This window comes from Nostoc commune NIES-4072, from assembly GCF_003113895.1.
Taxonomy (GTDB): domain Bacteria; phylum Cyanobacteriota; class Cyanobacteriia; order Cyanobacteriales; family Nostocaceae; genus Nostoc; species Nostoc commune.
Window position 1 is genome coordinate 3,391,772 of the sequence record NZ_BDUD01000001.1, and the last position, 26,318, is coordinate 3,418,089.

Consider the following 26,318-nt stretch of genomic DNA (forward strand, 5'->3'; position numbering starts at 1 on the left):
TGTGATGCTGTTCTTTGTGCATCTTGAATCTGAGATATTAGTGCATTAATTTGACTTTGCAATTGCTGACAGCAATCACATTGATGTCCGGCGCAATTACTAATATTTGATAGAGAAGAAATTAGGGATTGCCAGGCACTGGACATTTAGCAAACCTCACTACCAATTTTGGAAATGAGCGCTTCAATTGAGGCAAATTCGCCTTGGTCAATGCAAACTTTACCATCTGGACAAAATGTGGTTGGATCTACGCATTGCTTGCCACTGGCGCAAGCGCCACCATTAGAACATACAGCTTGGCAATCAGCTAATGAGTTGTAAATTCCTGGTGTGTTGTATTGAGTTTTAGTGATGCATTGTCCGTTGATACAGTCGTATTGCTGTTGCGGGGTTCCGCCAGATTGACAGTTTGGATCGTCTTTGACAAACCGTTTGTTAACCATCTGCGGGTAGTGGATGGCATTACCACACCAACCTACATACATTGATCTTCCATCAAATGTAGAGATTAAATCCCACCTATTATTTGCTTTTAATTCATAAGTTGGATCATCATTTTCGTACCCCTGAACCGGATAATTAGTATTAGAATCATCCTGCCGATGACTGTTTTGATTAATGAGTATATCGGTAATGAACCAAGTACCAGGACAAGAGGGGTTAGTCATACTGCGTTAGGGTCAAAACTTGGTGCAGCATAAGAACCATAAAATCTTTCTGTAAATTGAAACTGAGTTTTTGGCGCACCATTGCGAGTTACCGGAGAAGAAATTGTAATATCACTTGTTGCTAAAACGGAAGCGTCAGTGTTTGCATTTAACCAAGTGTGAGCAGTTTGAATAATTGCTGCGTATAATTCCAGCGCTGTAGGGTTAGCGCTTGTTAGAGCAGGTAGAGAACTCAGTGGAATTTCTAATACTTTTGGTGTTCCTGAAAAGGTGGAGTTTGCGCCAAATAAATCGGTGATTCCAGGTTGCATACAATCTTATTTTTGTAAACGAATAAATCCGTTGTAGGCGTTAGCTAAATTTATGTAAATATTCCAGTTTTATGTAAAACCGGAAGTTTCACGGACGACGTTTAACCATTGCTGTGATTACGATTGATGCAACTTTAGGTAATACATGAAAAATAAAAACTTCCAGATTAACACCTCATAAGGGTTAATCCAGAAGTCGGATCATCAAAATAATTTTATGAAAAACAACCGCAACGGACAAGCATCTGTTTTTACGCTCGCTGAATATTCTAAAGTCCGCAGCAAGATTCAAAGCCAAAAGTACAAATTACTTTTAGACCTGGCTTGGTTTACTGGTGAAAGGTGGGGGGCGCTGATCCAAATGAAAATTACGGATCTTTACGATACTGAAGGCAACCCACTCAAAGTAATCACTTTTCGGGCCCGGACTCGCAAGGCTGTAGGAAAAAGAAAACCCAAAAAACTAGGCAAGTGCCAGTCCACCCAACTCTTCATGAAGTCTTGAAAGCATATACCCCAGACCCAGCAGATTCAGAGTGGCTTTTTCCTTCCAAAAGGGACTACACCGAGAACGAAGTTGTCAAACACATCTCACTCAGATATGCGGATATGGTGTTTCGTGAAGCTGTGCGGAAGGCTGGTCTGGAGAGTCGAGGTTTTAGTACGCATTCTACCCGCCGGAGCTTTACTACTCATCTTGCCAGAAACGGTGTCTCGTTGCGGATTATCCAAAAGCTCTTGGGCTACGCGGATTTAAAAATGCTGTCTGTGTACATCGATGTGAATGATTCTGAGCTTGAAGGCGCGATCGCAACTCTATGAACGCCAAACTCCTCCAATTGCAAATTGAAATTTTCTTCGAGCGCTTGCAGAAAGGGGAATACGACCATCCCTTATATTTAGCTATGGCACTGGAGAATTTAGCTTCTCAGGCATGGGATGAGGTAGACCGGGTTTACCCAGAATTGTGACAAACCGCAGTCGCGGCGGATAAACTCGAAGCGATACATCTTACTAACAGGTGCGAAACTGCGATCGCACTTCTCCCTAGAAAGTGCGATGCCTGCGGCGGGCTGCGCCTACGCATTTTTCATTGGTCATTGGTCATTGGGAATTGGGCATGTTGCAGGACTGAAGCCCTTGCGGCATTTCTGACAAAACCACCTTTGCACTAGTCTCTTGTCAGACAATTTATAACTACCGTTTTTAAAAATTAGTGTCGTTTGGTCACATCTTGGGCATGGTGGACGGCTCATGTTTCCAGCCTCGGATTAGGTTCTCAATTTCACATGGTAATTTACCATCCCAGATCCAAACTTCCACATCTGCCTTTTTGCGCTTGGCGATGATACTGTCCACGCTACCCAGGTAAAGGCGGTTTTTCTTCCTGCCTACCATCCAGCAATAGCGGTAATACCAATATTTATTACCAGAGCGCTCGACCCAGTATTTCTCTATCCAGTGGGTATCGTGTTGGGGCGCAACTTTTTTAGTATCAGTTAAAACTTGCGCCCCAACACTTTTGTACTGAAAGTCTGACTCTGAAATTTGCGCCCCAACACACTAATGGCAAAGGCGGTACACTTGGGGGCTTGGTTTCTCTTGGGGTGTATCGCCTCTAGCTCTGTGGCTTGGCTAGGGGCGCTGCATCCAGCTTTATTTCGGGTGATGTGGGTTATCTACATTATGTCTGGTGTTGCCCTTGCCCTTGCCCTGCTTACCGATGACGCGGTAAGACAGTTTCTTAAATTGTCTGAACCAGATTATTACGCCTTGTTAATTGCGATCTCCGTTTCGATTGTTCTGGGGGGGATGCTGTCATGGCTTCTCGGTGGCTGAAAACCAACTGTTTGTTAGCTAGTGCAACAGCTTTTTGGCTGACTGCACTTTCTCCAGTTCCCGCGATCGCAAAGGGAATTAGCTACAGTCTGGCGCTGGTGGCATCGGTGCAACTAGTTGGTGAATCGCGCCGCCTGATTGTGCAAGATGCCCGACGCGCAGCACTTGCAGCTATGAACCAAGAGCTAGAACAAACAGAAATCGCACTCCACAGCAAGAGCAAGCGCTTTATGAAATTTACGGCGCTGCACCGACTTACCCTAAGGAAGTTAGAGAGGCACTTATATAAGGAGCCAAGCGCAGAGCAGACAGGTGAAACTTCCACTTCCACTTCCGTAGATAAAGCCTTTTATTTAGCGATTAAAGGTCTGTTGGAAGTTAAAGGAGAGACTTATATGATTGAGCAAGTTTTAAAAATGGGTGGCCGTCGCTGGGAAGAGGGTAAGCGGCGATTGCAGCAGATATTGCAGCAAGGCAGGCAGGAAGAGTGGGACTGAAATTTAATTGCGATCGTGCTAGCAAATGAAGCGCGATCGCAGATGAAAAATCGATTCCAACAAGTAAAAAATAACACACAATTATGGCAATCAAAAACATTACTTATCAACGGGTACTAAACCTGGGAAATTACGAATCCAAGCGCCTAGAACTGTCTGAGGAAGTTTTCGAGGGGGATGACGCGGAAGAGTCAATCTCTCGCGTTATGGAGATGGTAGAGCGAAAAATTAGAGAAGATACTTCCACCAAAATTGAGGATGGAATCAGACAACTAAGAGTTGAATTGCGTGAACTCAAAAAGGAATATGAAACTGTTAAGTCATCATTAGAAACTCTGACAACTACGGAGGAGCCTAACCCGGATGATATCCCTTTTAACAATCAACCGGAGAATGTAACCGAGGATTTTTAAGAAGTATGACCAAACATGACACTTGGGTAAAACTCAAACCCGGCAATCCTTACGAGCCAATTTTAGACTTGTTCCCAGATGGCATGATACCCATGCGCGATCCATTTGCGCTGGAACGGGTGAACACGTCGGAGGGATTTATTGCTCTGTGGATTATCGACATGGAGCGCTTGAGCAGTTTCCAAGCCCAAGCCTTAGCCCAAATTATTGCCATCCACCACAACACCGATCCGCTTGAAGTAGCGCAAGAGGCAACTGCAAAAGGTGGCTTTGCTATGAATGCCAAATGGGTTGAATCTATGAAGTGTTGGGCGGAAGGGTTCGCCCGCACAAAGGAACTAAACGATTTTCTAGAAACTGTGCCAGATCCAGAAACGCCGGCAGGCGCTCAAGCTTTTACTGAATTTTGCAACAGTCAGCATGAGCGCTGGATTGAAGGGGATGAAGTGCCACCACCGATCAACTCAATTGAGGATATCGACCCCAGACTTAGGACACCGGAACTAGAGCAAGCTTTCAAGATGGTGAAAATTGAGCGTGTGATCGCTACTGGTAACTACTCAGTAATGGACGTTTTAACTGGTCGAGCAATGGTTGATGTTCTTAACCAAACTGACCCAGAAAACACATATTCATTAGTTGGATATGATGACGAATTTGATGAGGATGAAATTTATGAGTGATGAAATTCTGAATAATCTTGCATCAAATCAATGTTGTCCAGAGTGCAGTGGTTCTGATGTTGTTGTTGGTGTAGATATTGGGCAAGATGAATCACAGCAAGTTTTATTGCAGTGTCAAGACTGCTTTTGGGAACACAGAACTACATTAAAAAATATCCAAGATGCTGGTTTTTGTCCATCAATTCCTGTTGAAAACCTTCAGATTCATAGAACTATTATTCAGTTTGATGGTCAAACAGTCCTTCTAGAATTTACAGATTAAATCCGCCTGATGAATCACAAGCAATTGCGATCGCGCTACGGCGTGGGCTACCTGACACAGTAGCCGAAACGGTGGTATTATCCACCGTCGCGGACTGGAGTCCAACCCAGACGTACAGCACTGTTATCACAGCAGCTTAGGGCTTTTAACGCGAATCAAGCTGTATTTGGCTTTCATACATTCATAAGCTCGGCTGCTGTGATTGTGCTGTTTCCTTCCCTGTGTCACCAGAAGTTACCGCTTCTGGTTTTGCCTTGAGAGTGAACTAGGCTACTGGCCTTCGGGTGATTCGCAGGCATGGCATCAGGGACATAAGACAGAACCACCTATGGAGAACTGAATGATTAGAATTTTGGGACTTGATGTTAGCAAGTCCTCAGTTTCAGCTTGTCTGCTTTTGGAGAAGCCCGAAGACCCACGTCAATTTTATTATGAATGTCCATTTTTGAAGTTGAGCGCTGATGCAAAAGGTATTCAAGATTTACTCGCGCTCAATGCGGACATTGCCTTGCTCGAACCAACTGGCAATAATTACAGCAAACTTTGGGGTACTCACTTGGCACGAAGCGGGGTAGAAGTTCGGTTGGTTGGTCATAAAGAACTGAGAAATTATCGAGCCAATCACCTAGTACTACCAGATAAAGATGATGATGCCGATGCTCTGGCACTCGCCTGTTACTACTTCGATTACCACCCAGATCCACGCCGATTTATTCAAATTCGTGATCATGTCATTGTCAAAATCCGCGAATTGGTACTGAGACTGGCTCACCTTAACCGTGTGCAATCTCCGATCATGAATCGTATTCGTCAGGATTTGGCCTGGCAATTTCCAGAAGTTGCACATACGAAGTCCCGGCGGGGTGAATCAGGTCTTGCGCCTTTACTGTGGGGCTGGCTTGCTGGTGAACGCAAAAGTACGCGCTATGACCGTCTCTATTCCCAAAGCGTGGGACTGGGCATTACCGACACTGTTCGAGAACACGCAAAACGCATCTGTGACCTCCAGCGTGAGGAACACGTCATCGAGGGAGAGTTAAGAGAATTGCTTGCTGATGCTCGGTTTGACCATTACCGCACAGTTTTTAAACGGTTTGGATTTGGCGATCGCTTAACTGCGATCGTTCTCTCCCAGATTTACCCCATTGAGGGATTCTTGCTAGATGGCAAGCCAGAGGTGAGGATACGCCAGGGGCGAAATTCTAAAAAGCCTACCAAACGCCACCTTTCACTGAGAAGATTTCAGAAAGCCCTCGGCGCTGCCCCCTCAATGGAAGCATCCGGCGATAGCCGCAAAGCTAAAGTAGTAGGCGGATCAGATTTGTGTCGTAAGTCTCTTTGGCAGTGGGTTTTTACTCGGATCGAGCCTCATCGTTCGCGCCTCAAAAATAATATTGGCAAAACATTGGGTGAACAGTTAGATACTGAAAAAGCGGCGGGTCGTCCGGTGAAGCTGGTTAGAAATCGCATTGCCGCCAAAGGAGCAAGGTTACTGTTTCGTGAATTGGTTAAAGGCTTGAAGTGACAAAAAAGGAATTTTGCAATGCCGCAGCAATGGTATGGTTGCCCCAAGTGTTCATCTTCTCAATATAAAAGGCGTGACTTTGATGAAATCGACGCAGTAAGAATATTGTTCTACTGTGTATGTGGGCATATCTTCTCAAATCCTTTGTTGTTTTGGATTGATAAAGAACCGTTGCCAGAGTACGACCTTGATTATCAAGACCCGCGAGAATACCCCGATTGGGGTTAAATGAGACGAAATGGAGATTTTGACTAATGGATCAAAGTACTAGCAACGCAGCAAAACACCGATTCTGCTGCATTTGTGGAAGGTATTGCAAAGAGGATGAGCAGTACTTTCCTGAGTCTGTACACTGCCTTTGGTGCTACACCCTGCAAGATTTCATCAAGCAGAAGCGATTTTTCATAATTCCCCACACCGCTAAATCACTAGAGTGAATGTATCTTCCGGTTTACCTAGTTACCTTAGATGAGCGAACAAATAACATCGTAGTAATAGCAGGTGAAGAGACAGTTGTAGTAATTAATGCAGAAGCAGAGGTTGATTATGAATAAGCCTAACTTTAGAGAAATGACACGCAAGCAATTGCGAGATTATATTTTACAAAATCGTGGCGATAGCGAAGCAATTCACGCCCTAGCATTACACGTTCAGTCTAATGGCAAACGTCTCAATTCAGTAGATGAACTACAACAAGTTATCCAAGAAAAACGTAACCAAGGCTTAGAGCCATAGTTAAAAAACAAATCATCACTCTGTTAGAGAGCAATGCGATTTTGTTAGGTTGTAGCGAATAAAGCTGGGAAATAAATTGCTTAACCAACTTCCTCGACCTCTACAATTTTTCTAGAATAGTATTGGCTCACCAGAGACGATATGAGAATTTTGAGATGTCTGCAATCTAGTTTGAACACTATCAATGATAGCCGTCCAATCGGCATCTTTGTTCCATTCAGAGCGAATTCTGGTTTTAGTCGCCGCGTCGTAGAGGTTACAAAAAACCACATTCTCTTTTCCAGCAATTGCAGCGATAATCAGGGGCTTGGAAAAGTCTTGGACACATGATGCAGCTAAAAGGAAAGTTTTAGCAAAGTTTGTTTCTATACCAGTCCTAACAACATAAACTTCATCCGCCCTAACAACGATGTGTAACTTAACGTTGTCCTTTCCCTTAAATTCTGTCGTTTTTAATTTCAGTTCAGATATATACCCAGTTAGCCCTGTTTGGTGGACAGGAATAGTTTGATCATTATTGATATCGTAGTTATACCAGAGGTAGGATTCTCCGTTTAATTCTCCGCTTTTCACATGCAAATAGATAGGTTCTGGCGGGTTACAAAGACCTAATTTCATTTCAGCAACCATGTTTTACATTCCTTTAATAAAGATAAAATTTTTCAGATATTCCGTCAAATCAATAGGTTTTAAAATTGTGCTTTAACTGAAGAGAAATAATAAATATACAAAAGGGCATCTACAAGAGATGCCCGTCATGCAGGAAAACCCCAAAGGGTTGTCCCTACACCTTCCCAACAATCAGCAACAGTAACTAATTAGGTATTAGTTACACTCACAGACGTGAATATAGTAATCTTATTAACTTGAAACTCTAAATGTCCCCAGTGCATACACTGAAAATAAAATGATGGATATTTAAAGTTGCTGTTTGTCATTTCCTGACTCATTTGGATGAGATGCAAGCCTATCATGTAGGTTATAGCGATATACGACTCCACAAACAGCAGCCAAAATTAACCATGAAAATGCATTCAAACGAAAATCGAATATGATTACATCCACTGTATTCAATAGAACCCACCCAACAAAAGCCAGAAGATAGCTGAAAAATATCAATCTGTCTTCTTTATTTATATATTTTGACTTTCGGAATAATTGAATACCTCTAATCAAAATCCAAGCGAGTAAGCTAAAAAATAACAGAGCGCTGGGAAAACCAGTTTCAGCAGATAACATCAAAAACAAGTTATGGGGATGACCTAAGCTAGTATGCATCTGCGCTTTGTAGAATGTACTAAAACTATGTAATCCCCACCCAGTCCAAGGATGTTCCTGAGCTAAAGACCAGGCAAACTGCCACTGAGTTTTTCGCATTAAAGCGACTGGTCTACCTGGATACATGTCATCATTTAATCTTGCCCAAAAGAAGGCAGGAACGTATTGACGAAAAAATTGAGCGACTGGCAAGGGAGCAAAAGCTGCCAAAAGTACACTAGAGATGATCGCAGCGACGCCACCCACAAGAATTTTCCAACCTTGGTAGAGTGCATAAGCTAAACAGGCAAAAATAGCGATCGCCCACCCATTACGCGAGTTAGTAAAAATTAAGGTGATGAAATTTGTAATCATCGCCACGGTTAGGAAGAGAAAGGGGAGTGGGGAGTCGGGAGTGGGGAGATGGGGGGGATGAGGGAGATGGGGGGGAAATGACTGTTTATTTTTGATTCTTAGTTGCTGATAGTTTTCTACCCACAACCCTAAATTAAGAATGAAAATTATCGCTAGATAAGCTCCGAAGGTGTTAGCGTGCAAGAGGAGGGAAGCGATGCGACCTGGCGGATTTCCTCCTGGTACAATTATCCAATTCAATACAACCCATAAAATCTCTAAATTCAAACTCCAGCCCAAAAATAACTGCCCCAAGCCGATAATTACCAAGGGAATAGAACCGATCACCAAAACCCAAGCCATTTGCCGCAATTGGGTAAATGTTTGAATCAGGGCGCTATGGGCAACGAAAAGTAAAAAGAAGGGTAATAAATTAAATAAGCCGAGGAAAGCTAATGTCTTACCATCGGCAAACCCAGCACTTATGAGTAGCAAAACACTCAAAAGGGCAAACCCCCAGTTGAGGGGGCGGCGACTAATTTTATGGGATTGTTTCAACCAAGTTATTAATGATACAAAACCGATAGTCACAGCCCCCACTAAAGGACTCAATGGGAAGATTAACAGTGCCCACAGAGAGTAGTTCCAAGCAGATTGCCAACGAGACTTAAAATAGTCAAAAACCTTGTTCAAGCTGGCTCCCAACATTCCTGACGAGTGAGGCGAATTTGAGCTAAGGTGAAAATAGTCGGGATGATCCTACCGTAGTTAGTGGCGATCGCTCTCCACCCTAAATCTGCAAAAAACCAAGTCCACATTATCGGCCCAATCACAGCAAACATAGTGCGAGCTGCCCCATAACGAGCTGCGCTCATAGTCATACCCCGTCGAGCCATTTGCATACTTACATAGCTTTGAAATTGCGTTGCAGCTGCTTCTGAGCCTGTAATTGCCGCTTGTTTTGCTACTTCATAAGTAGCAAAGTGGATGGCAAATTGACGGGCAATTTGCTTAAGTACAAATGGCTGGAGCATGGAAGTAACAGCGATCGCACTACCGCCTTTGAAAAGTAACCCCAAGGGGTCACGTTGCAATAAAAGTGGTAGCGGTTCTTTTAGTTCTGATTTGACAAGCTGACGCTGCACCTGTACAGTCAATTTTTGCTTTTCCTGTTCAGGCAATTTTTTCCACACCTGTCCTAGCAGATGCAAAAATACTTCTGCTTCTAAATCAATGGTTGCCAGCTGATTAGAATAGGGAATTTTTAGATACTTACATACGTGAATTAATGCTTCTCGGTAAGTTACCTGGCCTGTGCGTCCCCGCAATACTGTCATTCCGTCTGCCGCTAAAAAGCGAAAGCGACCCTCTAATGCATCTAACCAAGCTTTGCGGTCTTGGCTTTGCACTTCGATGGGTTCGGGTGTGTGTACATAGTCTAGAGGATTGAACTTACGACTAAATAGAATTGCCGTTAAATCTTGCAATTCTTCTTCGGTTGCTAACTCTAGCGCCGCCCTCATTTCATCCAATTTCTCTTTCTCCCTTCTATGCAGCTTTGTGTACCTTATTCTACTATTAGCTTTCAGCAGTCATTAGTAGTAATTTTGTCCTTTGATAATAACGAATAACTAATGACCAATAACTAAAACTAATGACTAGGGACTATTGACTCATGACTGATATTGCAGTGATTGGTGCCGGAATAGCTGGTTTAGTCTGCGCCCAGCAGTTAAGTCAAGCCGGATATTCGGTGCTAGTGGTGGAAAAGTCCCGTGGTTTGGGAGGAAGGCTGGCTACACGCCGCTTGCATGGAACTTGCGCGGATCATGGGGCTTGTTACCTGAAGCCAAAGGGTGAATTATTTAAACGTTTTGTGGAGATATTGCGATCGCGCCATATCCTGGAGGTTTGGACAGAGGAGGTTTACGAACTCACCGCAGGCACTCCTTTATCTGAACCCAAAAACCGCAGTCCGCGATATGTTGCACCTGAAGGGATGAGTGCGATCGCTAAATCCCTCGCCCCAGGTCTAGAAATATTACTGAATCAGCGTGTCATTGCTATTACCCCAACTGTAGAAAATAGTTGGCGCTTGACTCTTGAATCTAGCAATGAAGAATTAGCTGCAAAAGCTTTAGTTGTCGCCATTCCTGCACCCCAAGCTGTGATGCTGTTGGAACCTTTAGGCGAAAGTGTGTTAGATGCTGTCTTTCTTGATAATCTGCGTTCTGTAGAATTTTATCCCTCGATTAGTGCGATCGCTGGATATTCTTCCACATCCCAACCACTCCCTCAGTGGAAAGCTCTAACTTTTGTGGATGATCCTGATTTAGCATGGATTGGTTTGGACAGTAGCAAGCGTCCTAACTCTCAGCAACCACATTTTGTGGTGCAAAGTAGCGCTGATTTCGCTCAACGCCATCTAGAATCCCAGGATTTACAACCTGTCGGACAGCTTATGTTGCAACGAGCAGCTAAATCTCTGTCCCTTCCTTGGCTCAATACTCCCGAATGGATGCAAGTACATCGTTGGCGTTATGCCTTTCCTAGCCGTCCTTGGCATGAAGCTTTTTTGTCTGCCGGAACTCCCTTACCTTTAATTTGCTGTGGTGATTGGTGTGGCGGCAATCTTGCCGAAGGTGCGATGCTTTCTGGATTAGCTGCTGCTGATGAAATTAATAATCAGTTGGGTCATTCACCTTTAGATAATGTGAACTTTCTAAACGTTTTTGTCTGATCCCTTCATCTGTCGCTAGACTGATTTTGCCGTCTAGCGAGTCGCTATTTTCTGAGTTCCTAAATCAACATACAATAAATAAGTTTTTTAGATGAAATAGCAAAACTTGCCGCAACTCTAAAAAGTGATGTAAATTAACAACAGAGCTTAACTTCATTAAAACCTTGTTCCTAATTCAAGTTGTTTTATTGCCGTTAATCTTGATCCCCTAGCCTTTATGCTGCGTTTTATGTAGATTTCTGCCAAAAAGGCAGAAGTTTGAAATAATTAGGATTATAAATATAAAATATCGCCAGCTTACCAGCATATTGGACGCTGCTTTAGAAAGTTCTGCTGTCAAACAGTATAGTTTTAACTAATATAAGCGAAGCCAAATGTCTGATATTATACCAAGATAAAAGGCTAGTTTCAGTGTCTATTGCTTCTGTCAGTAGAATCACTTCTAACTGATTGTGATGATGACGTTACCATCTAAAAAATTTGTTTTTTCCACAAATCATTGACCGGATTAAAAACAATACGATTCAGTTAAGACTTGATCCTCCCTATCCCTCCTTAAAAAGGTGGTAATTTAGCCATTTAATTATCGGGAAGTTGGGGGGATCTTCCAGGGCAAAATATCATGAACACCAAGCCTATTGGGATTAAAAAAGGAGTTTAAAAATAATGAAAACGGTCGTCAATTTAACACAGCAATCGATAGTAAGAGAGATTGAAAGTGTTTTGGATACATATCCATACCATCCATATCAAGAAGCCTTTGCGATTCCTGACTTACGCCAAGAGTTAATTACTTTTGTCCTCAACCGCATTCCCTCTTTTTATAGCGCGATGTCTGACGGACATATTTCGCTAGCGGAGGCTGAAGAAGGAAGCTTGGCTTATTACAAATTGCCTCGTAAACCTTTAGAGCAGCAACTACATTTACAGAATTTGATTCACCAAGGCATTTGTTTAATCGTTCAAGAAAAGTCAGATTGGATTAGCCATCGTGTTTGTGAAACAGTTCAATTAGCTGGTGAACCCTCTCACTGGTTTGGTTAACGAAAATCTTTAGTCATTAGTCATTTGTCCTTAGTCATTGGTATGAATGACTAATGACTTCGATTTCCCCACGGTTATGAAAACCAGCGATCGCGGGAGCGTGTTAGAAAGACTTGCGATGTTTTCGTAGGCGTGGGATTAGTTAATATTTTTTTACGTATATTCCTCTTGAGGTGTAAACTTTGACAATTACTAGGTTCAAAGGATATTCCCAGGATATGAGAAAAATAACTGCTTTAATGGTGGTAAGTATTACCGTGGCTGTCGGGGTGGGAGCATTAACGCCCAAAGTCACTAATGCCCAATTATTTTACCCACCAGCAAGCGATCGCCATTCATTAATGGTAATCGGTCAAGGGGTGGTGAGAGTGCCAGCAGATACAGCCGATATTGAATTGGTATTCAGTAGCGGAGGTAGCAATGATGAGTTACAAACACAACCATCATCTCTACCCCAAACCCGCCGCATATCCTCACCAACTCTACTTTTTAATTACAAAACAGCAGCAGAATCTTTACCAAACAAAAAATCACTAACTAAAGCAACTCTCCAGCCTGTAGTTAATAGCCTAGTTGCCAAAGGAATTAGTGCTGATAAAATTCAAGTGCAAATTAACGCTAATTCCAGTGAAAATAACGCCAAGATATTGGTGAGACTAGAAAAGCCAACACGCGATCGCGTCGAGGAAATTGTAGGTACAGCGAATAAAGCAACAAGCGAAATTGAAAACCTTTCCGTCAAGAGTGTGGGCGTTGAGTACGCAGTCAATGACTGTCAGGCTTTGCAGAGTTCAGTTTACCAATCTGCAATGAAAGACGCTCAAAGCCGCGCTCAAGCTTTAGCAACTGCTATGGGTGCTAAACTTGGTACTCCTTCTGTAGCCGAGCCGTTTTACACATTGTTGTATCCCTCATGTAGTTCCAAAACTGGAGTTCCTTTACCGTCATTTGCTAGTTTTTTATTATCACCGGCTTATAATCCAGATGCTCCAGCAGAAGTAGAGATGAAAAAGGATATTTTTGTGACATATACAACTAAATAAGTATTTATATTAGATGCGATCGCACTTTAATTGAGTCAAGATTTAAGAGTGCGATCGCTTAAGTATTTTGCTTGACCATAAACACTCACTGTTATAAGTTAGGACTTACGCAAAAATTGCTAAAAAGCTTAATTTCTCGAACCGCCAAGACGCCAAGAGCGCCGAGAATTCGTAGAGTGTGCGTAAGTCCTAAAGTAAGTTGATATAGGAATCCGGTTTGATTTGGAGAAAATATACGTAGGATGTGTTAGCACGGAGAGTACGGCATCAAACTCGTGTTCATAGTGCGTTACGAACTCCGTTCTAACACACTCTACAATACTTAATTTCGTTCAAAAATCAAATAGTAATCCTATAGAATATCAATAAGTTATAGTTAAATATAAAAAAGTTACGATGCAATAGTAATCCTAAATCATTCATGAAAAGTTAGATCACCGACTTCTTTAAGAAGTCGGTGATCTGGACACTGCGAATTTTCACAAATCAGATAGGATTGCTATATAGTATGCGTGTTCATAATAAAATTAAAAATCCACTTGAGTTTAGATTAGATAGGTAATTTGAAACTCAAATAATGAAAAAACTCCAGAAATATTTGTGGCAAATCTGGAGCCAGGAAAGATACGCATTTACCTATACCAAATTTTCACCGTAAGAGAATCCTACGTCATCAGGGTATACACTCAAATGTAGATAAAAATCTATGAGGACAAACCAATGTGCTTCTCGTTTACCAACTTCTCTATCGGAAGTAACGCAAAACAGCCCCAGTTAATCTGAGGCTGTTTTGCGAGAGTTGTTTGGCAGGAGGGGTACATCAATAACTAATGCCCCATATTTAGATATAGATAGTTCAGTATACATTCCTATTCAGCCGTATTTTGGCATATCCGGATGATTTGGAAAATTGTGTAGGCGCAACCCGTCGTAGACATCGCTTATTTCTAAAAAGAAACTCCAGATGCCTTAAACGCATCTGGAGTAGTAACAGGTTTCTAACATCAATCAATTTTGACCGATGCGATCGCCCGATGTCGTTAGGGTATATACTCAAATCTATTTATGTCTGTTCATCCGCAAATCGACAAGCAAATTACCTTCTTTTATACCCATAATCTCAATGCATCTAGGGAATTCTACGAACAAAAACTCGGTTTGGAGTTATGGCTCGATCAAAGAACCTGTCGAATTTATACTGTCAGTGGTTCTGGATACTTAGGTTTGTGTCAAACAAGCGAAATATCAACTCCTCCAGCCGACAAGCAATCAAGTGTCATTTTTACCTTGGTAACACAGCAGGTAGATGAATGGTTTGAATATCTTAAAGAACGTGGGGTTGAATTTGAAAAACCACCTACACTAAACGAAAAGTACAACATTTACCACTGTTTTTTACGCGATCCCAGTGGTTATTTAATTGAAATTCAACGTTTTGAGACTACCAACAAAAAAGACATGACTAAATAAGTGATGTCTAAAGGTCTAAATTACAGGGCAGGATTTGTATCTGACTTTTCAAGGTATCTGTAAAACCTTCTCCTTTTAGGCTACGGTGTACACACAAGTCTTACCGCAGCCTAATAAATCTCGCACTGCGTTTCTATTCCGCCTCGGAATGAATTCCAAGTCTCATCGCTGAACTTCAGTTCTGGGCGGGATATCGGTGAGTGTGACAGTTTGACTCTGACAAAAATGGGGGTAGAGGACGACTTGTGTATACACGATAGCCTAAAAAAAGAAAGACTTTAAATTTCCCCCTAACTACCTCAGCAGATAGTGGAGACTCTGGGTTGGTGGACAGGTTTAATTACTGCTTTCGTTGGTTTTACAGTATTTGGCATTGAAGCCATCGGCTTGGAGATAGAAAACCCCTTTGGTTACGACGCTAACGACTTACCTCTAGATGCGATTTGCGAGACAATGAAACGCAATATTGACGATTTAATTACTCTGACTCCAAATGCGCGATCGCATCCAGGTAATTTGACTGATGATAAAAGTTGAGATTGGGAATAAATTACAAGGCTTTGTTATCGCTGGCAAGTCCCATATTTTTGCGTCCATCTTCTTTCGCAGTAATATATAAACGCGAAACTATCTCTTCATTGGTGGATGTGCAATGATGCCTGTACGTCAAACATTATCAAAGCCTGATATCCAACTTTCTTACTTAGAGTGGAACCAAGGGCAAGAACCCTTACTGCTGTTACACGGCTTAGGCGACCATGCTCTAGTGTGGTCTAGTTTAGGAGATTACTTAGCGGCAGACTACCACATAGTTGCACCAGATATGCGTGGACACGGGCAAAGTAGTAAGCCTGAGAGAGATTATAGCTTTGAAAGTGCGATCGCAGACCTCGAAGCACTCATAGATCATCTCGGATGGACATCTGCCCATATTGTAAGTCATTCGTGGACAGGCAAATTAGCCGCCATCTGGGCAAGGCAAAACCCAAAGCGTTTGCGGAGTATAATTCTAGTCGATCCAATTTTTATTTGGAAAATGCCCAGTCTTTTCAGGGTAACTTTTCCTATGTTATATCGCTTCTTGCCTTTTCTCAAAAGCATGGGCCCCTTTGCCAGTTATGAAGAAGCCGAACAACAAGCACAGCAGTTAAAGCAATATCAAGGATGGAGTTCCTTACAACAGCAAGTTTTCCAAGCAGGAATAGAACAAAAACTCGATGGTAGTTGGGGCAGCAAATTTACCATAGCTGCCCGCGACGGGATTTTTGAAGCAGTAATGCAAGTGCCTGGTTTTACAATTCCTCTTGAAACCCCTGCTATCTTCATCCAGCCACAACAAGGCTTGAACCGCCAAGATTGGCAAATTAAACCATACAAAACCTATCTTAAAAACTTACGCATCTGTCAAGTTCCCGGCAATCATTGGCCGTTTTTGACACAACCAGAGGCATTTAACCAAACTGTAGCAGCTTTCTTGGCAGAACACAGATAGAAAATCAATTATTGGACGGGATTATCATACAGCAACAGAAGAATTAATAGGAGTGATGTCTAGCGAGATTGGGCATGGGGCATTGGGCATTGGGCATTGATTATTCCCCCATCTCCCCCATCTCCCCCATCTCCCCCATCTTCCTCATCTCCCCATTCTCCATTCCCCATTCCCCACTCATGAGCCTTTGTATCAATCCCGTTTGCCCTAAACCAAACCATCCGGATAATTATCAAAACCGCTTTTGTCAAAGTTGTGGTTCCCATTTGGAATTGCTAGGGCGTTATCGGGTAACGAGCCTATTGAGTGACAAAACAGGGTTTAGTAAAGTTTATGAAGCTTATGAAAAAGATACCCCTAAAATTCTCAAGATACTCAAAGAGGATTTATCAGGCGACGCTAAAGCAGTAGAACTATTTCAGCAAGAAGTAACCGTATTAGAACAACTCAAGCATCCCGGCATTCCCAAAGAGGATAGTTACTTCCAGTATCAAACCCGAACTGGTTTAGTGTTGCATTGCATTGCAATGGAAAAAATCGGTGGATACAACTTAGAACAGTGGTTAAAGCAGCAGCAGAATTATCCTATTTCGCAGGAACAAGCTATAGCCTGGTTAAAACAGTTGCTAGAAATTTTGCATTTAGTGCATAATAAACAGTACCTACATCGAGATATTAAGCCATCTAATATAATGATTAGATCCCCCCTTGGTAAGGGCTGGGGGGATTTGGTACTAATTGATTTTGGCACTGCCACTGAAATTGATAGAACCTACCCAGACAAACTCAACAACGGCGACGGGATGACAGCACTGATGTCATCTGGCTACAGCGCTCCAGAACAAATGAATGCTCAAGCAGTACCGCAATCAGATTTCTTTGCCTTGGGGCGCACATTTGTATTTTTACTCACGGGATACCATCCTTTAGATATGTATGATGTGCAGCAAAATTTATTGAACTGGCAAAATCATGCAATCAATATCTCACCCTTACTATTGAATTTAATTGATTGGCTCACAGCACCAGATATAGAAAAGCGTCCCGCTAATGCTCAAGAGATTTTACAACGCCTAGAAGAAATTGAAAACCAACTAACAGAAACTACTCCTGAAAATAGTAATTTAGTAAAGGATAGTAATATCGAACAATTGCCACCACTAATTACTAAAACTTCATTTGCTCCACATAAACAGCCAGAAGAGGTACCACTACTAAAATTTTTTGCAGCACTGCTAGTGATCTTAGGATTACTTAGTATAGTGGCTTTAGCAACACGTACATCAAAATTTTCTGTAAGGCAAAATTATGGGCAACCACCAGAAAAAAAAGGTAATATTGATTATTTTCCTTATCAAGAAGGTAGGGATAGTCAGGGGAGGGTAGCCGAATTTAATATAGCTGTTTTATCAGTAGAATATAAATGGGTTTTAGGTAGTAATTTTCAAATTAAATATAATGATGAAATTATTAGTCTTGACCTTTTAAATTTAAACTTAGAACAAGAACGTATACAGAATATAATGGAAGACCCTAGTGAGATTATCTCTGTAGGTACAGTTTCTTGCAAAGGTAATATAGAAACTCAACAGCGAATGGCTTTAGAACGTTCCAAACAAATACAATTTTTAGTAAAAAAATTATTTATTAATACACAAAGCATCAAAGGTTATCGTTTATTAAATTTGGGACAATTTCAACGGAGTGATTGTCAGACAAATCAAGATTTAACTAAATATCAGAGAAATATTATAATCATTGGTGTTAAAAAACAATCAGCAGGTGTCATTCTCGATGAAGCATTACGAAATAGGTTAGAAAATAAACCTTTTGCTGATTTTAAGTTAGAAGATTATTCTTTGGGGACGCCAGAAAAGTTTAAGACAATACCGAGTAATTTATAAAAACTCTAGCAAATACATCAGTGCATAGGCGTAACCCAATACGGTTCGGTTAAAGGGCAAAGGGAAAAGGGGAAAGGTTTTCAATACATCCTTTACCCTTTACCCCTTACCCTTTCCCCAGACCACAAGGAAAGTGAAAAATGCTTATCCGAACCGTATTGCCTCATCCGCAGCCTTCAAATTTCCTCGACTTAGCCAAGCTCTGGGGTGATAAACTTCCTAATTATAAATTGCTCATGCTCCCATACCAGAATACCGCTTTAAACCTGCACGCCAAAGAAAGCGATTCGCACCCAAAAACACTAATATCCATCCCACCATTGACCCAAACCCTCGCCCTATATCCACGGGTAGCCCTACCAAAAGACTCGCAGGAAAATCGATTAAATAGGGAAAAGGCGTAAACATCACTATTTTTCGTACAGGTTCTGGAAAAAGCTCTAAAGGTGCTATCAAACCAGATAAAAATAGATAAAACAACAACCAAAAATTTTCTAAAGCGCTAGCCCGTTCTGTCCAAAAGGCAAACATGGCAAAAGTGTACTGAATTGTAAACCGCAAAGCAAAAGCTAGTACCGCCGCCAATATAAACAGCAAAAATCTACTCAAACTTGGTACCCAAAAAGCTTGTGGATAAAGAATAAAAAATAATCCCACTAATAGAAAAGCAAACGTTAGCCGAGCAAATCTTTCAGAAATATGAGATGCAACGTGATGCCATCCTGGGTCGAGCGGTTGTAGTAACTTGGGCGAAAGCTTGCCTTCCACTACCTCTCTTTCAAACTCCCAAATTACCCAAACAACTGTTAATTGTCTAATTATGAAAACTGTGATGAAGTAACGAGCAAAATCTACAGGTGATAGCCCAAACTGCCCCCCTTGTGCTGCCTGTATCCAGACGCCCATAAGGATAATCGGCAAAGACCCAGCCAAAACCCATAAGATTAGTTCTGCTCGATACTCAATCATATAGGCGTAGTATACTGACAGCAAAGTTAAGGCTTTTCTGATTATCCGCTTCATTTATTCACTTACCGCTACAAAAATTACCCAGAATTCTCCACAGACGCGATTAATCGCGTCTATCTTGTACAGACGCGATTAATCGCGTCTCTACACAACACCCGCCTGAAAAACTCGTCCAATCACTTCTTCCACAGGCGGTTCAGTAACTGTTAAATCAATTACCTCCAAATCTGTCAAAATCTGAGAAACGGTGCGGGTGAGCGCCTCTCTAGATACCATAAAATGCACCGATCGCCCTTCTAAGTGTTGCACATCACCATAGGTCATAAGTTTTTCTATCGGTAGAGGTTGGGCTAACTCTATATGAACTTCCCGATATGGGGCAAAACGTTCTAGTAGTCCATCTAAACTACCGTCATACATTAGCCTTCCCTCGTGAATCAACAGCACTCGTTGACACAAAGCTGTGATATCAGCCATGTAATGACTCGTCAACAGCACTGTAGCTTGATAACGCTGATTGTAGTCGCGCAAAAAATCGCGCACTGCTACCTGAGCATTTACATCTAGTCCCAGCGTTGGTTCATCTAGGAATAATACGTGGGGACGGTGCAAAAGTGCTGCTAGCAATTCTGCCTTCATCCGTTCACCCAAAGATAGTTTCCGTACTGCTTGGGTAAGTTTGCCTTCTAGGGAAAGCATCTCTGTTAGTTCTCCCACCCGCCGTTGGAACTCTTTATCAGAGATGTTGTATACAGCAGCATTAATTCTCAAAGAATCCAGTGCTGGTAAGTCCCAAATTAGCTGCTGCTTTTGCCCCATTACCAAGGTAATTTTTTGCAAAAATGCTTCTTTGCGATGAAACGGAATTTGTCCAGCAACTTTGACTGTACCGCTAGAGGGATGAATCAGCCCCGTGAGCATTTTGAGTGTGGTAGTTTTACCAGCACCATTTGGGCCCAAAAACCCCACTACCTCACCAGGGGCAATTTCAAAGGAAACATCCTGAACTGCTTTAATTGTGCGGTAGGTGCGGCGAAAAAAGTGGTTGATTGTACCTTTAATACCCGGACTTTTAACTGCTACTGGATAAGATTTAGTCAGGTTTTCAGCAATGATGATTGACATATTTTTTATATTAGAAATTAAATTTTAGATTTTAGACTTCGGCATGAGCGCTCAGTCAAAGGCTTTTTCCTTCAACCCAAAATCCAAAATTCAAAATCTAAAATGGTTTTACCGTAAACGTCCCGATCGCAATGTACTAATAATTAACCACAAACCCAATAAACTAGCGACTGCAAACAGGGTGGTGCTTAAAAAAGATAACTGTGTTGTCTGCGCTCTGGTGGAAATAATTGCTGCACCCATAATCAGTGAACCCACTAGTATACTAAAAGATAGTCGGTTCGCTGCATCGTCCATAGTGCGCCGCACGCCATCTAAACCCCGCAGCGATAAATTCCACTGTAAGGTTTCCGAGGTAACTCGGTCTAATAACAGTTCTATTTGGCGGGGAGATTGGAGAGACAGACTTTTAATATCTAAGGCTGTCCGTAATAGCGATCGCACTGGATTATCGCCTAGTAATTGCCGACGAAACAAGTCTGTAATTAATGGTTTTACTTCATCAAAAAAGTTAAGCTCCGGGTTGAATGTCCGCGCTACACCCTCTAAATTCGCTAGGGTTTTCGCATACAAACCCATATTGCTAGGTAATCTAATTTTATTGTTGCGGGCAACTTGTAAAACTTCATAAATTATCTGACTGAAGTTTATTTCTGTGAGGCTGACATTGTGATATTTTCGCAACATGCGATCGTAATCATTTTCTAACCGCGACAAAATTACTGGTTGAGCAGAATCTGAGAGTTGCAAAGTTAATTGAGCGCACCTTTGAGCATCTAAATCAACGATCGCTAACAACATTTCTGTTAATATCTGCTGTGTACGGGGATCAAGTCTTCCTACCATCCCACAGTCTAAGAGGGCAACACGACCATCTTTGAGATAAAACAAGTTCCCCGGATGGGGATCAGCGTGAAAAAAGCCATCAATATATAGTTGCTGGAAAAATACCCGAAATAACAAAGTAGTTATTTCTTTACGCTTGAGGGCAGAGTCTTTAACGTTAGGGTCACTATCCAAATCTGCCGCCAGGAAAGGTACTCCATCGAGCCATTCCATCACCAGTAATTTTGCTGTGGTCAATTCCCAGTTAATTTCCGCAACCACTATTTGCGTGGGATCATACCAGCGACTTTTAGATAAATTGCGTCGCAGTTGGTCTGTAAAACCCGCTTCTCGTGTAAAATCTAACTCGGCTTCTAGAGCTTTGGTGAATTCTTCCGCGATGGATTTAATTTCATAAGTTTGCCCAAACTCAGTCCGCGCCACTAAATCGGCAATGCCTTGAATTAAAGCAATATCTTGGGCGATGGTCAGATCAATTCCGGGACGTTGCACTTTCAGAGCAACTTCTCGACCATCTATTAATGTAGCTCGATGTGTCTGAGCAATTGATCCTGCTGCTACTGGAATCGGGTTAACTGTGCTGAAAGTTTCTGCTAGTGGAAGTTTTAATTCTTTACGGAGGATTATTTCTATCTGTGACCAAGGAACTGGTGGTACTTCGTCTTGTAGGGTTGATAGTTCCTCAATGTAGCCAGCGTTCAGTAAATCTGGACGTGTAGACATTAGCTGGCCAAGTTTGACGTAAACTGGCCCCAAGTCTACCAGGATATTTTTTAAAACCGCAGGTGTAGGTAGCTGGGGTTCATCAGCTTTGCCACCAGTAAGTAACCTTCGCATATAGTCCCAGCCATTGCGAAGGAATACTTCAAGAATTTCTCGTTGACGGGGAACAGTTTGGGTGAGGAACATTTTTGAGAGTGGGGAGTGGGGAGTGGGGAGTGGGCATTGGGCATTGGGCATTGGAATGGGGATATGAGAAAGATGAGGTGGACAATGAAAGAATTTTCTCAATGCCCCATGCTCCATGCCCCATTCCCAATTCCCAAAGTCAAGTTATAATGGGAAAATAGGCTTTTTCGCCTCTACCAAGGGTTTTAACTTTTATAGCAGGTCGGTAAATCGGGAATCGCTTTGGAGAATTTTAAGGATCTGCTTGATTTCCTGGGTACGTTCTTTTTTAACAACGAGGGTGACATTGCGATCGCGCACAATCACCACGTCCTCTAAACCAATTGTAACAACTACATCCTCTGGATTTGAGGCGTAAATAATCGCCCCCTGCGTATCTAAACCTACGTGCGTAGCAAGTTCTACATTGGGAGTATCTTCCGTTTTCAGTAAGCGTTCGATCGCATTCCAATCTCCTAAATCATCCCAACCAAAATCAACTGGCAAAACGTATGCTAGAGTTGTCTTTTCCATTAGCGCATAGTCTATACTCTTCTTAGGCAACTGGGGATAGATATCAGGGCCATGTTGTTCTAAAGGTTCGATAATTTCTGGTGCATGGGTATGTAGTTCCTTGAGAACAACCCCTGCCCGAAAAACGAACATTCCACTATTCCAGCTAAAGCGTCCCGTAGATAAAAAAGTCTCTGCCGTTTCCCGGTCGGGCTTTTCAGTAAAACGGTTGACGTGATAAGCTGGCAACTCATTAAAGCTACCTATTTTTTCACCTTGTTCAATGTAACCGTAACCGGTTGATGGAAAAGTAGGCTTGATCCCCAGTGTAACGATCGCTGCTGTGCTTGCTGCTAGTTGCGTAGCCGCACTTAATGTGTGTGCAAATGCCTCTTGATTAGCAATCCAGTGGTCAGCAGGGAAAAAGCCAATAACAGCGTCTTCTCCATAGCGCTGTTTGATTTCTAAACTTGTCCAAGCAACGGCTGCGGCAGTGTCTCTTCCTTCCGACTCAATCAATAAATTCTGAGATGGTAGATCAGGTAATTGTTGTCTTACTCCTTCAGCTATCTGATTAGAAGTAATTACCCACAAGGAATCCCACCCGCCACCGAGTTCAATCAATCGATCGGCGGTTGCTTGTAATAAACTTCTAGAGCTACCATCAAGACTTAAAAATTGCTTGGGTCGGTCTTTGCGACTCAGAGGCCAAAAACGTTCACCTTTACCACCAGCAAGGATTACGGGGAACAATAAAGTATTCATGTTGTCATACAGGCTTACCGAAGAACATTACAAGTTTACAGTGAGCTTTTCCACTGGCAATATTTGTAGCTTGGATTAACATACTTTTAGGGAGTGGTTGAGTGGGGAGATAATTGTGATAAAACAAGTCGAATGGTCAGAAAATCCGCTTGGATCTCAGCAAGTTGCAGAATTTGAAACTGAGGTGCGATCGCAGCAACTTCAACGAACAGAAAATCAAGTAACACCAGCACCAGTAGAGGATTTAAAGGAGGAGGATGTCGAACTAAACCCGCCAGCGAATCCCAACCGTAGCGTTGTCGAATCAGTGGGTGCAATTCCCAATCAGCTTTACGAGAGACTGGGCTTAACCATGCCTCGATGGCTGTTGTGGATTATGACGGTTGTCATCGGCATTATCTTATCTGGTTTACTGGTATCAACTTTAGCGCTGTGGACTCCCTTGTGGAGCAATCTAGATCGAACAGATGAAGATTTAGGAACTACTGCTAAAGACGAGATAAAAATTCCATTACCAGGGGAGTTATGGAGCAAACTTTCCCAGTATAACCTTTCACGACCCATGAATATTTTAATTATGGGGATTGAACCAGTTAGCGGTACTGTTGATGGTTCACCAGAAAGCTTTGCTGGGAAAAGCGACACCATGCTGCTAGTAAGGCTCAATCCTAGTGAAAAATCTGTACGGGTGCTTTCCATTCCCAGAGATACGATGATCGCCATCCCAGAAAAGGGAGAAAAGGGTTTAACTAAGGTATCTGATGCTAATGCCAAAGGCGGCCCAGTCTTGGCAGCACGGGTAGTTAGCCGTACCTTAAACAATGCCCCAATTGATCGTTATATCCGTATTTCTACTAGTGGCTTACGGCAATTAGTCGATCAGTTAGGCGGAGTTGAGGTCTTTGTTCCCCAATCAATGGAATATAAAGACTCTAGCAGTCGGCTGTCGATTAATTTAGTCAGTGGCTGGCAAACCCTCAACGGCGAACAAGCAGAACAGTTTGCCCGATTCCGCGAACCAGGTTTGGGAGATTTGCCGAGAGTGCAGCGTCAGCAAGCACTCGTAGCAGCATTGCTGCAACGCTTAAATAGTCCTACCGTCTTACCCAGGTTGCCTCAGTTAACTCGCTTGATGCGAAAATACTTTGATACCAACCTGAAGATGGAAGAAATGATGGCGTTGGTAAATTTCGGTCTCAACTTGGATCGAGATAATTTCCAAATGACCGTGTTGCCTGGTACGTTTAGCCGTTTTAGCAAAGACCCTGATAGCTATTGGCTAAATATGACTGGACAGCAGAGCCTGTTGAATGATTATGTTGGGGTAAATGTACCTGGTCTAAAACCAGATATGCGTCAGGTTCCTAACCTCAAAATTGCTATTCAAAATGCTTCCAATCAACCTCAGCTAACTGAAAAAGTTATTGCTTATCTGAAACAGAAAGGCTTTACTAATATTTACAAAGTGCCTGATTGGCCAGATACCCAACGTCAAACTCAGATTGTTGTCCAAAAAGGCAACCGACGAGTTGGAGTTGATTTGCAAAAAGTCTTAGGCTTGGGTCAAATTGAGGTAGCGGCGATTGGTGATTTAGAATCTGATCTCACAATTCGGATTGGTAAAGATTGGAAATAGTCAAAGAGTCAAGAGTCATTAGTCATGAGTCATTGGTTAAATGACAAGCGGCTAATGACAAAAGACTGCTGATAAATAATAAAGTTATGAAAAAGATTTTACTGCGCTTTTTGGGTTTGATTGTAATTTTGATACTGGCATTTGGGTGGGTAATACTTAATCCCAAACCTGCTTTTGCTCAGATAAATACAATTAATTACAACAATATCAATTTAGAAAATCGTGATTTTTCTCATGCTGATTTGGCAGGTGTGACTTTTGTAGCAGCAGAAATGCGGGGGACGAATTTTCAAGGAGCAAATTTAACCAACGCAATTCTCACTAAAGGAGTTTTGTTAAAGGCAAATTTGGAAGGAGCGAACTTAAGCGGCGCTTTAGTTGATCGCGTCACTATGGATGGTGCTAACCTGAAAAATGCCATTTTTACAGAAGCTACTTTGACCCGTAGCCGTTTTTTTGATGCCGAAATTACAGGCGCTGATTTTACCGACGCATTGATTGACCGTTATCAAGTGTCGCTAATGTGTGAAAGGGCTGATGGAGTAAATCCGGTTACGGGTATGTCAACGCGAGATAGTTTAGGTTGTAAGTAAAAAATCTCGACGTTGAGCCTAAAAGCAGAGATATTTTATTGTAAATATGGAAAATATAGCAATAAAATTAGTAAGAGTACTGGATGAATACGAATGAGTACAGAGCAAGAGTTATTAACTAAGTGGCATTCACTTCCCCAAGACAAACAAGAGGAAGTTTTAGATTTTGTCGAATTTCTTCACTTGAAAAACTCTGCAAATAAAACTCCTTTGGGAGAACGTTTACGGCAAATTCGCGCTAGGATTGTTAATTCTGGTAAACAGTTATTAGATGAAGACGAAATAGAAAGAGAACTCGCCAGTCGGAGAGGTGGGCTACAGAGTAAAGAATAATGAAAATAACTTATATTGATTCAGGGGTGCTACTCAGTGCAACAGATGGTGTTGGAAGAATTGCCGAGAAAGCCCTTGAAATATTAGAAGATTCCCAACGGGAATTCGCTTCTAGTGAGTTTGTCAAATTAGAGGTAAGTCCTAAAGCAGTTTATAACAAGCAAACCGAAGAAGCTAAATTTTATGAAGAGTTTTTTAGCGATGTTACCTATTGGGCTAGTGATTTGACTCTTATTGTTCAAGAGGCTTACCAAATTGCTTCTCAATATGGTTTAGCAGCGATGGACGCGCTTCATGTCGCTGCGGCATTATCCATTGGTGCAGAGGAATTAGTCACAACTGAGAAAAGAACAAAACCTATGCATCGCGTAACTAGTATTGATATAGTTTCTATATTAGAATAAAGCAGACTG

General features: G+C 42.1%; 33 protein-coding genes and 1 pseudogene. 23 read left to right on the top strand and 11 right to left on the bottom strand.

The window, feature by feature from the left end; genetic code table 11:
- Positions 1–146: 146 nt before the first annotated feature.
- A complete protein-coding gene (locus CDC33_RS15040; protein ID WP_109009133.1) occupies positions 147–668 on the bottom strand; it encodes a hypothetical protein in 522 nt (173 codons plus the stop codon).
- Positions 665–979, bottom strand: a complete 315-nt coding sequence (locus CDC33_RS15045; protein WP_109009134.1) for a hypothetical protein — start codon at positions 977–979, stop codon at positions 665–667. Before CDC33_RS15045 ends, CDC33_RS15040 begins: the two co-directional genes overlap by 4 nt.
- Positions 980–1,196: 217 nt before the next feature.
- Here CDC33_RS15045 and CDC33_RS40470 point away from each other — a divergent pair, with 217 nt between their 5' ends.
- The 8 genes from CDC33_RS40470 to CDC33_RS15080 all read left to right on the top strand — a co-directional run bounded on the left by CDC33_RS40470 (position 1,197) and on the right by CDC33_RS15080 (position 4,673).
- The gene (locus CDC33_RS40470; protein WP_244919239.1) at positions 1,197–1,484 is read left to right on the top strand and encodes a hypothetical protein; all 288 of its coding nucleotides are present in this window, start codon (positions 1,197–1,199) and stop codon (positions 1,482–1,484) included.
- Positions 1,451–1,801, top strand: a complete 351-nt coding sequence (locus CDC33_RS40475) for a tyrosine-type recombinase/integrase (RefSeq protein ID WP_244919240.1) — start codon at positions 1,451–1,453, stop codon at positions 1,799–1,801. The genes CDC33_RS40470 and CDC33_RS40475 overlap by 34 nt, the downstream gene beginning before the upstream one ends.
- The gene (locus CDC33_RS38760) at positions 1,798–1,950 is read left to right on the top strand and encodes a hypothetical protein (RefSeq protein WP_181374021.1); all 153 of its coding nucleotides are present in this window, start codon (positions 1,798–1,800) and stop codon (positions 1,948–1,950) included. Before CDC33_RS40475 ends, CDC33_RS38760 begins: the two co-directional genes overlap by 4 nt.
- A 595-nt stretch (positions 1,951–2,545) precedes the next feature.
- Positions 2,546–2,818 carry a hypothetical protein gene (locus tag CDC33_RS15060; protein ID WP_109009135.1) on the top strand — a complete coding sequence of 91 codons (273 nt, stop codon included), beginning with the start codon at positions 2,546–2,548 and terminating at the stop codon, positions 2,816–2,818.
- Positions 2,800–3,315, top strand: coding sequence for a hypothetical protein (locus CDC33_RS15065; RefSeq protein WP_244919241.1), 516 nt, complete (start codon positions 2,800–2,802; stop codon positions 3,313–3,315). The genes CDC33_RS15060 and CDC33_RS15065 overlap by 19 nt, the downstream gene beginning before the upstream one ends.
- A gap of 83 nt (positions 3,316–3,398) precedes the next feature.
- Positions 3,399–3,728, top strand: coding sequence for a hypothetical protein (locus CDC33_RS15070; RefSeq protein ID WP_109009136.1), 330 nt, complete (start codon positions 3,399–3,401; stop codon positions 3,726–3,728).
- Between the two features lie 5 nt (positions 3,729–3,733).
- Complete coding sequence (locus tag CDC33_RS15075) at positions 3,734–4,411, top strand: hypothetical protein (RefSeq protein ID WP_109009137.1); 678 nt, start codon at positions 3,734–3,736, stop codon at positions 4,409–4,411.
- The gene (locus CDC33_RS15080; protein ID WP_109009138.1) at positions 4,404–4,673 is read left to right on the top strand and encodes a hypothetical protein; all 270 of its coding nucleotides are present in this window, start codon (positions 4,404–4,406) and stop codon (positions 4,671–4,673) included. Before CDC33_RS15075 ends, CDC33_RS15080 begins: the two co-directional genes overlap by 8 nt.
- Here the strand turns inward: CDC33_RS15080 and CDC33_RS41255 are convergent.
- Entirely contained in the window at positions 4,663–4,794 is a 132-nt protein-coding gene (locus tag CDC33_RS41255; protein ID WP_280524413.1) for a hypothetical protein, read from the bottom strand. The genes CDC33_RS15080 and CDC33_RS41255 overlap by 11 nt on opposite strands.
- A gap of 219 nt (positions 4,795–5,013) precedes the next feature.
- On the opposite strand from CDC33_RS41255, the gene CDC33_RS15085 reads away from it, so the two are divergent.
- The 4 genes from CDC33_RS15085 to CDC33_RS15090 all read left to right on the top strand — a co-directional run bounded on the left by CDC33_RS15085 (position 5,014) and on the right by CDC33_RS15090 (position 6,933).
- Positions 5,014–6,198, top strand: a complete 1,185-nt coding sequence (locus CDC33_RS15085) for an IS110 family transposase (RefSeq protein WP_109009139.1) — start codon at positions 5,014–5,016, stop codon at positions 6,196–6,198.
- A gap of 18 nt (positions 6,199–6,216) precedes the next feature.
- A complete protein-coding gene (locus CDC33_RS37820) occupies positions 6,217–6,426 on the top strand; it encodes a hypothetical protein (protein ID WP_146195817.1) in 210 nt (69 codons plus the stop codon).
- 209 nt (positions 6,427–6,635) lie between these two features.
- Positions 6,636–6,752 carry a DUF6888 family protein gene (locus tag CDC33_RS41955; RefSeq protein ID WP_439956606.1) on the top strand — a complete coding sequence of 39 codons (117 nt, stop codon included), beginning with the start codon at positions 6,636–6,638 and terminating at the stop codon, positions 6,750–6,752.
- On the top strand, positions 6,745–6,933 hold the full coding sequence (locus CDC33_RS15090; protein ID WP_100897830.1) for a DUF6887 family protein: 189 nt from the start codon (positions 6,745–6,747) through the stop codon (positions 6,931–6,933). The genes CDC33_RS41955 and CDC33_RS15090 overlap by 8 nt, the downstream gene beginning before the upstream one ends.
- 111 nt (positions 6,934–7,044) lie before the next feature.
- On the opposite strand, the gene CDC33_RS15095 is transcribed toward CDC33_RS15090, so the two are convergent.
- From CDC33_RS15095 to CDC33_RS15105, 3 genes are all read right to left on the bottom strand, one after another.
- A complete protein-coding gene (locus tag CDC33_RS15095; protein WP_369694302.1) occupies positions 7,045–7,563 on the bottom strand; it encodes a hypothetical protein in 519 nt (172 codons plus the stop codon).
- A 288-nt stretch (positions 7,564–7,851) separates the two neighbouring features.
- Complete coding sequence (locus CDC33_RS15100) at positions 7,852–9,252, bottom strand: O-antigen ligase family protein (protein WP_109009140.1); 1,401 nt, start codon at positions 9,250–9,252, stop codon at positions 7,852–7,854.
- Positions 9,234–10,076, bottom strand: coding sequence for a YaaW family protein (locus tag CDC33_RS15105; protein WP_109009141.1), 843 nt, complete (start codon positions 10,074–10,076; stop codon positions 9,234–9,236). The genes CDC33_RS15100 and CDC33_RS15105 overlap by 19 nt, the downstream gene beginning before the upstream one ends.
- 143 nt (positions 10,077–10,219) lie before the next feature.
- On the opposite strand from CDC33_RS15105, the gene CDC33_RS15110 reads away from it, so the two are divergent.
- From CDC33_RS15110 to CDC33_RS15135, 6 genes and pseudogenes are all read left to right on the top strand, one after another.
- Positions 10,220–11,284 (top strand): NAD(P)/FAD-dependent oxidoreductase, encoded by a 1,065-nt coding sequence (locus CDC33_RS15110; RefSeq protein ID WP_109009142.1) that lies wholly within the window; start codon positions 10,220–10,222, stop codon positions 11,282–11,284.
- A 666-nt stretch (positions 11,285–11,950) separates the two neighbouring features.
- Entirely contained in the window at positions 11,951–12,328 is a 378-nt protein-coding gene (locus CDC33_RS15115) for a hypothetical protein (protein WP_109009143.1), read from the top strand.
- A 218-nt stretch (positions 12,329–12,546) separates the two neighbouring features.
- Positions 12,547–13,371, top strand: a complete 825-nt coding sequence (locus CDC33_RS15120) for an SIMPL domain-containing protein (protein ID WP_109009144.1) — start codon at positions 12,547–12,549, stop codon at positions 13,369–13,371.
- Positions 13,372–14,436: 1,065 nt separating this feature from the next.
- Positions 14,437–14,841: a VOC family protein gene (locus tag CDC33_RS15125; protein WP_109009145.1), complete on the top strand. Its 405-nt coding sequence runs from the start codon at positions 14,437–14,439 to the stop codon at positions 14,839–14,841.
- A 294-nt stretch (positions 14,842–15,135) separates the two neighbouring features.
- A pseudogene (locus CDC33_RS15130) lies at positions 15,136–15,378 on the top strand (hypothetical protein); the annotation flags it as partial.
- Between the two features lie 118 nt (positions 15,379–15,496).
- Entirely contained in the window at positions 15,497–16,333 is an 837-nt protein-coding gene (locus tag CDC33_RS15135) for an alpha/beta fold hydrolase (protein ID WP_109009146.1), read from the top strand.
- A gap of 59 nt (positions 16,334–16,392) precedes the next feature.
- Here the strand turns inward: CDC33_RS15135 and CDC33_RS38765 are convergent, their stop codons facing one another.
- Positions 16,393–16,599, bottom strand: a complete 207-nt coding sequence (locus CDC33_RS38765) for a hypothetical protein (protein ID WP_181374259.1) — start codon at positions 16,597–16,599, stop codon at positions 16,393–16,395.
- On the opposite strand from CDC33_RS38765, the gene CDC33_RS15140 reads away from it, so the two are divergent.
- A complete protein-coding gene (locus tag CDC33_RS15140; protein ID WP_109009147.1) occupies positions 16,513–18,237 on the top strand; it encodes a serine/threonine-protein kinase in 1,725 nt (574 codons plus the stop codon). The genes CDC33_RS38765 and CDC33_RS15140 overlap by 87 nt on opposite strands.
- A gap of 234 nt (positions 18,238–18,471) precedes the next feature.
- Here the strand turns inward: CDC33_RS15140 and CDC33_RS15145 are convergent, their stop codons facing one another.
- The 4 genes from CDC33_RS15145 to CDC33_RS15160 form a co-directional block, all read right to left on the bottom strand.
- On the bottom strand, positions 18,472–19,260 hold the full coding sequence (locus CDC33_RS15145) for an ABC transporter permease (protein WP_109009148.1): 789 nt from the start codon (positions 19,258–19,260) through the stop codon (positions 18,472–18,474).
- A 90-nt stretch (positions 19,261–19,350) separates the two neighbouring features.
- On the bottom strand, positions 19,351–20,331 hold the full coding sequence (locus CDC33_RS15150) for an ABC transporter ATP-binding protein (RefSeq protein WP_109009149.1): 981 nt from the start codon (positions 20,329–20,331) through the stop codon (positions 19,351–19,353).
- A 108-nt stretch (positions 20,332–20,439) separates the two neighbouring features.
- On the bottom strand, positions 20,440–22,086 hold the full coding sequence (locus tag CDC33_RS15155) for an ABC1 kinase family protein (RefSeq protein ID WP_109009150.1): 1,647 nt from the start codon (positions 22,084–22,086) through the stop codon (positions 20,440–20,442).
- Between the two features lie 192 nt (positions 22,087–22,278).
- Complete coding sequence (locus CDC33_RS15160; protein WP_109009151.1) at positions 22,279–23,343, bottom strand: mannose-1-phosphate guanylyltransferase; 1,065 nt, start codon at positions 23,341–23,343, stop codon at positions 22,279–22,281.
- Positions 23,344–23,458: 115 nt separating this feature from the next.
- Between CDC33_RS15160 and CDC33_RS15165 the strand changes: the two genes are divergently transcribed.
- From CDC33_RS15165 to CDC33_RS15180, 4 genes are all read left to right on the top strand, one after another.
- A complete protein-coding gene (locus tag CDC33_RS15165) occupies positions 23,459–24,979 on the top strand; it encodes an LCP family protein (protein ID WP_109009152.1) in 1,521 nt (506 codons plus the stop codon).
- Positions 24,980–25,065: 86 nt separating this feature from the next.
- The gene (locus tag CDC33_RS15170; protein WP_100897815.1) at positions 25,066–25,572 is read left to right on the top strand and encodes a pentapeptide repeat-containing protein; all 507 of its coding nucleotides are present in this window, start codon (positions 25,066–25,068) and stop codon (positions 25,570–25,572) included.
- Between the two features lie 93 nt (positions 25,573–25,665).
- The gene (locus CDC33_RS15175) at positions 25,666–25,905 is read left to right on the top strand and encodes a DUF2281 domain-containing protein (protein WP_109009153.1); all 240 of its coding nucleotides are present in this window, start codon (positions 25,666–25,668) and stop codon (positions 25,903–25,905) included.
- Complete coding sequence (locus CDC33_RS15180; protein WP_109009154.1) at positions 25,905–26,309, top strand: type II toxin-antitoxin system VapC family toxin; 405 nt, start codon at positions 25,905–25,907, stop codon at positions 26,307–26,309. The genes CDC33_RS15175 and CDC33_RS15180 overlap by 1 nt, the downstream gene beginning before the upstream one ends.
- The last annotated feature ends 9 nt before the right edge of the window (positions 26,310–26,318 follow it).

Bases quoted from the DNA above. Each gene is read 5' to 3' on its own strand.
- CDC33_RS15040 (WP_109009133.1), bottom strand. From the start codon at position 668: ATGACTAACCCCTCTTGTCCTGGTACTTGGTTCATTACCGATATACTC.
- CDC33_RS15045 (WP_109009134.1), bottom strand. From the start codon at position 979: ATGCAACCTGGAATCACCGATTTATTTGGCGCAAACTCCACCTTTTCA.
- CDC33_RS40470 (WP_244919239.1), top strand. From the start codon at position 1,197: ATGAAAAACAACCGCAACGGACAAGCATCTGTTTTTACGCTCGCTGAA.
- CDC33_RS38760 (WP_181374021.1), top strand. From the start codon at position 1,798: ATGAACGCCAAACTCCTCCAATTGCAAATTGAAATTTTCTTCGAGCGC.
- CDC33_RS15060 (WP_109009135.1), top strand. From the start codon at position 2,546: ATGGCAAAGGCGGTACACTTGGGGGCTTGGTTTCTCTTGGGGTGTATC.
- CDC33_RS15065 (WP_244919241.1), top strand. From the start codon at position 2,800: ATGGCTTCTCGGTGGCTGAAAACCAACTGTTTGTTAGCTAGTGCAACA.
- CDC33_RS15070 (WP_109009136.1), top strand. From the start codon at position 3,399: ATGGCAATCAAAAACATTACTTATCAACGGGTACTAAACCTGGGAAAT.
- CDC33_RS15075 (WP_109009137.1), top strand. From the start codon at position 3,734: ATGACCAAACATGACACTTGGGTAAAACTCAAACCCGGCAATCCTTAC.
- CDC33_RS15080 (WP_109009138.1), top strand. From the start codon at position 4,404: ATGAGTGATGAAATTCTGAATAATCTTGCATCAAATCAATGTTGTCCA.
- CDC33_RS15085 (WP_109009139.1), top strand. From the start codon at position 5,014: ATGATTAGAATTTTGGGACTTGATGTTAGCAAGTCCTCAGTTTCAGCT.
- CDC33_RS37820 (WP_146195817.1), top strand. From the start codon at position 6,217: ATGCCGCAGCAATGGTATGGTTGCCCCAAGTGTTCATCTTCTCAATAT.
- CDC33_RS41955 (WP_439956606.1), top strand. From the start codon at position 6,636: ATGTATCTTCCGGTTTACCTAGTTACCTTAGATGAGCGAACAAATAAC.
- CDC33_RS15090 (WP_100897830.1), top strand. From the start codon at position 6,745: ATGAATAAGCCTAACTTTAGAGAAATGACACGCAAGCAATTGCGAGAT.
- CDC33_RS15095 (WP_369694302.1), bottom strand. From the start codon at position 7,563: ATGGTTGCTGAAATGAAATTAGGTCTTTGTAACCCGCCAGAACCTATC.
- CDC33_RS15100 (WP_109009140.1), bottom strand. From the start codon at position 9,252: ATGTTGGGAGCCAGCTTGAACAAGGTTTTTGACTATTTTAAGTCTCGT.
- CDC33_RS15110 (WP_109009142.1), top strand. From the start codon at position 10,220: ATGACTGATATTGCAGTGATTGGTGCCGGAATAGCTGGTTTAGTCTGC.
- CDC33_RS15115 (WP_109009143.1), top strand. From the start codon at position 11,951: ATGAAAACGGTCGTCAATTTAACACAGCAATCGATAGTAAGAGAGATT.
- CDC33_RS15120 (WP_109009144.1), top strand. From the start codon at position 12,547: ATGAGAAAAATAACTGCTTTAATGGTGGTAAGTATTACCGTGGCTGTC.
- CDC33_RS15125 (WP_109009145.1), top strand. From the start codon at position 14,437: ATGTCTGTTCATCCGCAAATCGACAAGCAAATTACCTTCTTTTATACC.
- CDC33_RS15135 (WP_109009146.1), top strand. From the start codon at position 15,497: ATGCCTGTACGTCAAACATTATCAAAGCCTGATATCCAACTTTCTTAC.
- CDC33_RS15140 (WP_109009147.1), top strand. From the start codon at position 16,513: ATGAGCCTTTGTATCAATCCCGTTTGCCCTAAACCAAACCATCCGGAT.
- CDC33_RS38765 (WP_181374259.1), bottom strand. From the start codon at position 16,599: ATGGGAACCACAACTTTGACAAAAGCGGTTTTGATAATTATCCGGATG.
- CDC33_RS15145 (WP_109009148.1), bottom strand. From the start codon at position 19,260: ATGAAGCGGATAATCAGAAAAGCCTTAACTTTGCTGTCAGTATACTAC.
- CDC33_RS15150 (WP_109009149.1), bottom strand. From the start codon at position 20,331: ATGTCAATCATCATTGCTGAAAACCTGACTAAATCTTATCCAGTAGCA.
- CDC33_RS15155 (WP_109009150.1), bottom strand. From the start codon at position 22,086: ATGTTCCTCACCCAAACTGTTCCCCGTCAACGAGAAATTCTTGAAGTA.
- CDC33_RS15160 (WP_109009151.1), bottom strand. From the start codon at position 23,343: ATGAATACTTTATTGTTCCCCGTAATCCTTGCTGGTGGTAAAGGTGAA.
- CDC33_RS15170 (WP_100897815.1), top strand. From the start codon at position 25,066: ATGAAAAAGATTTTACTGCGCTTTTTGGGTTTGATTGTAATTTTGATA.
- CDC33_RS15175 (WP_109009153.1), top strand. From the start codon at position 25,666: ATGAGTACAGAGCAAGAGTTATTAACTAAGTGGCATTCACTTCCCCAA.
- CDC33_RS15180 (WP_109009154.1), top strand. From the start codon at position 25,905: ATGAAAATAACTTATATTGATTCAGGGGTGCTACTCAGTGCAACAGAT.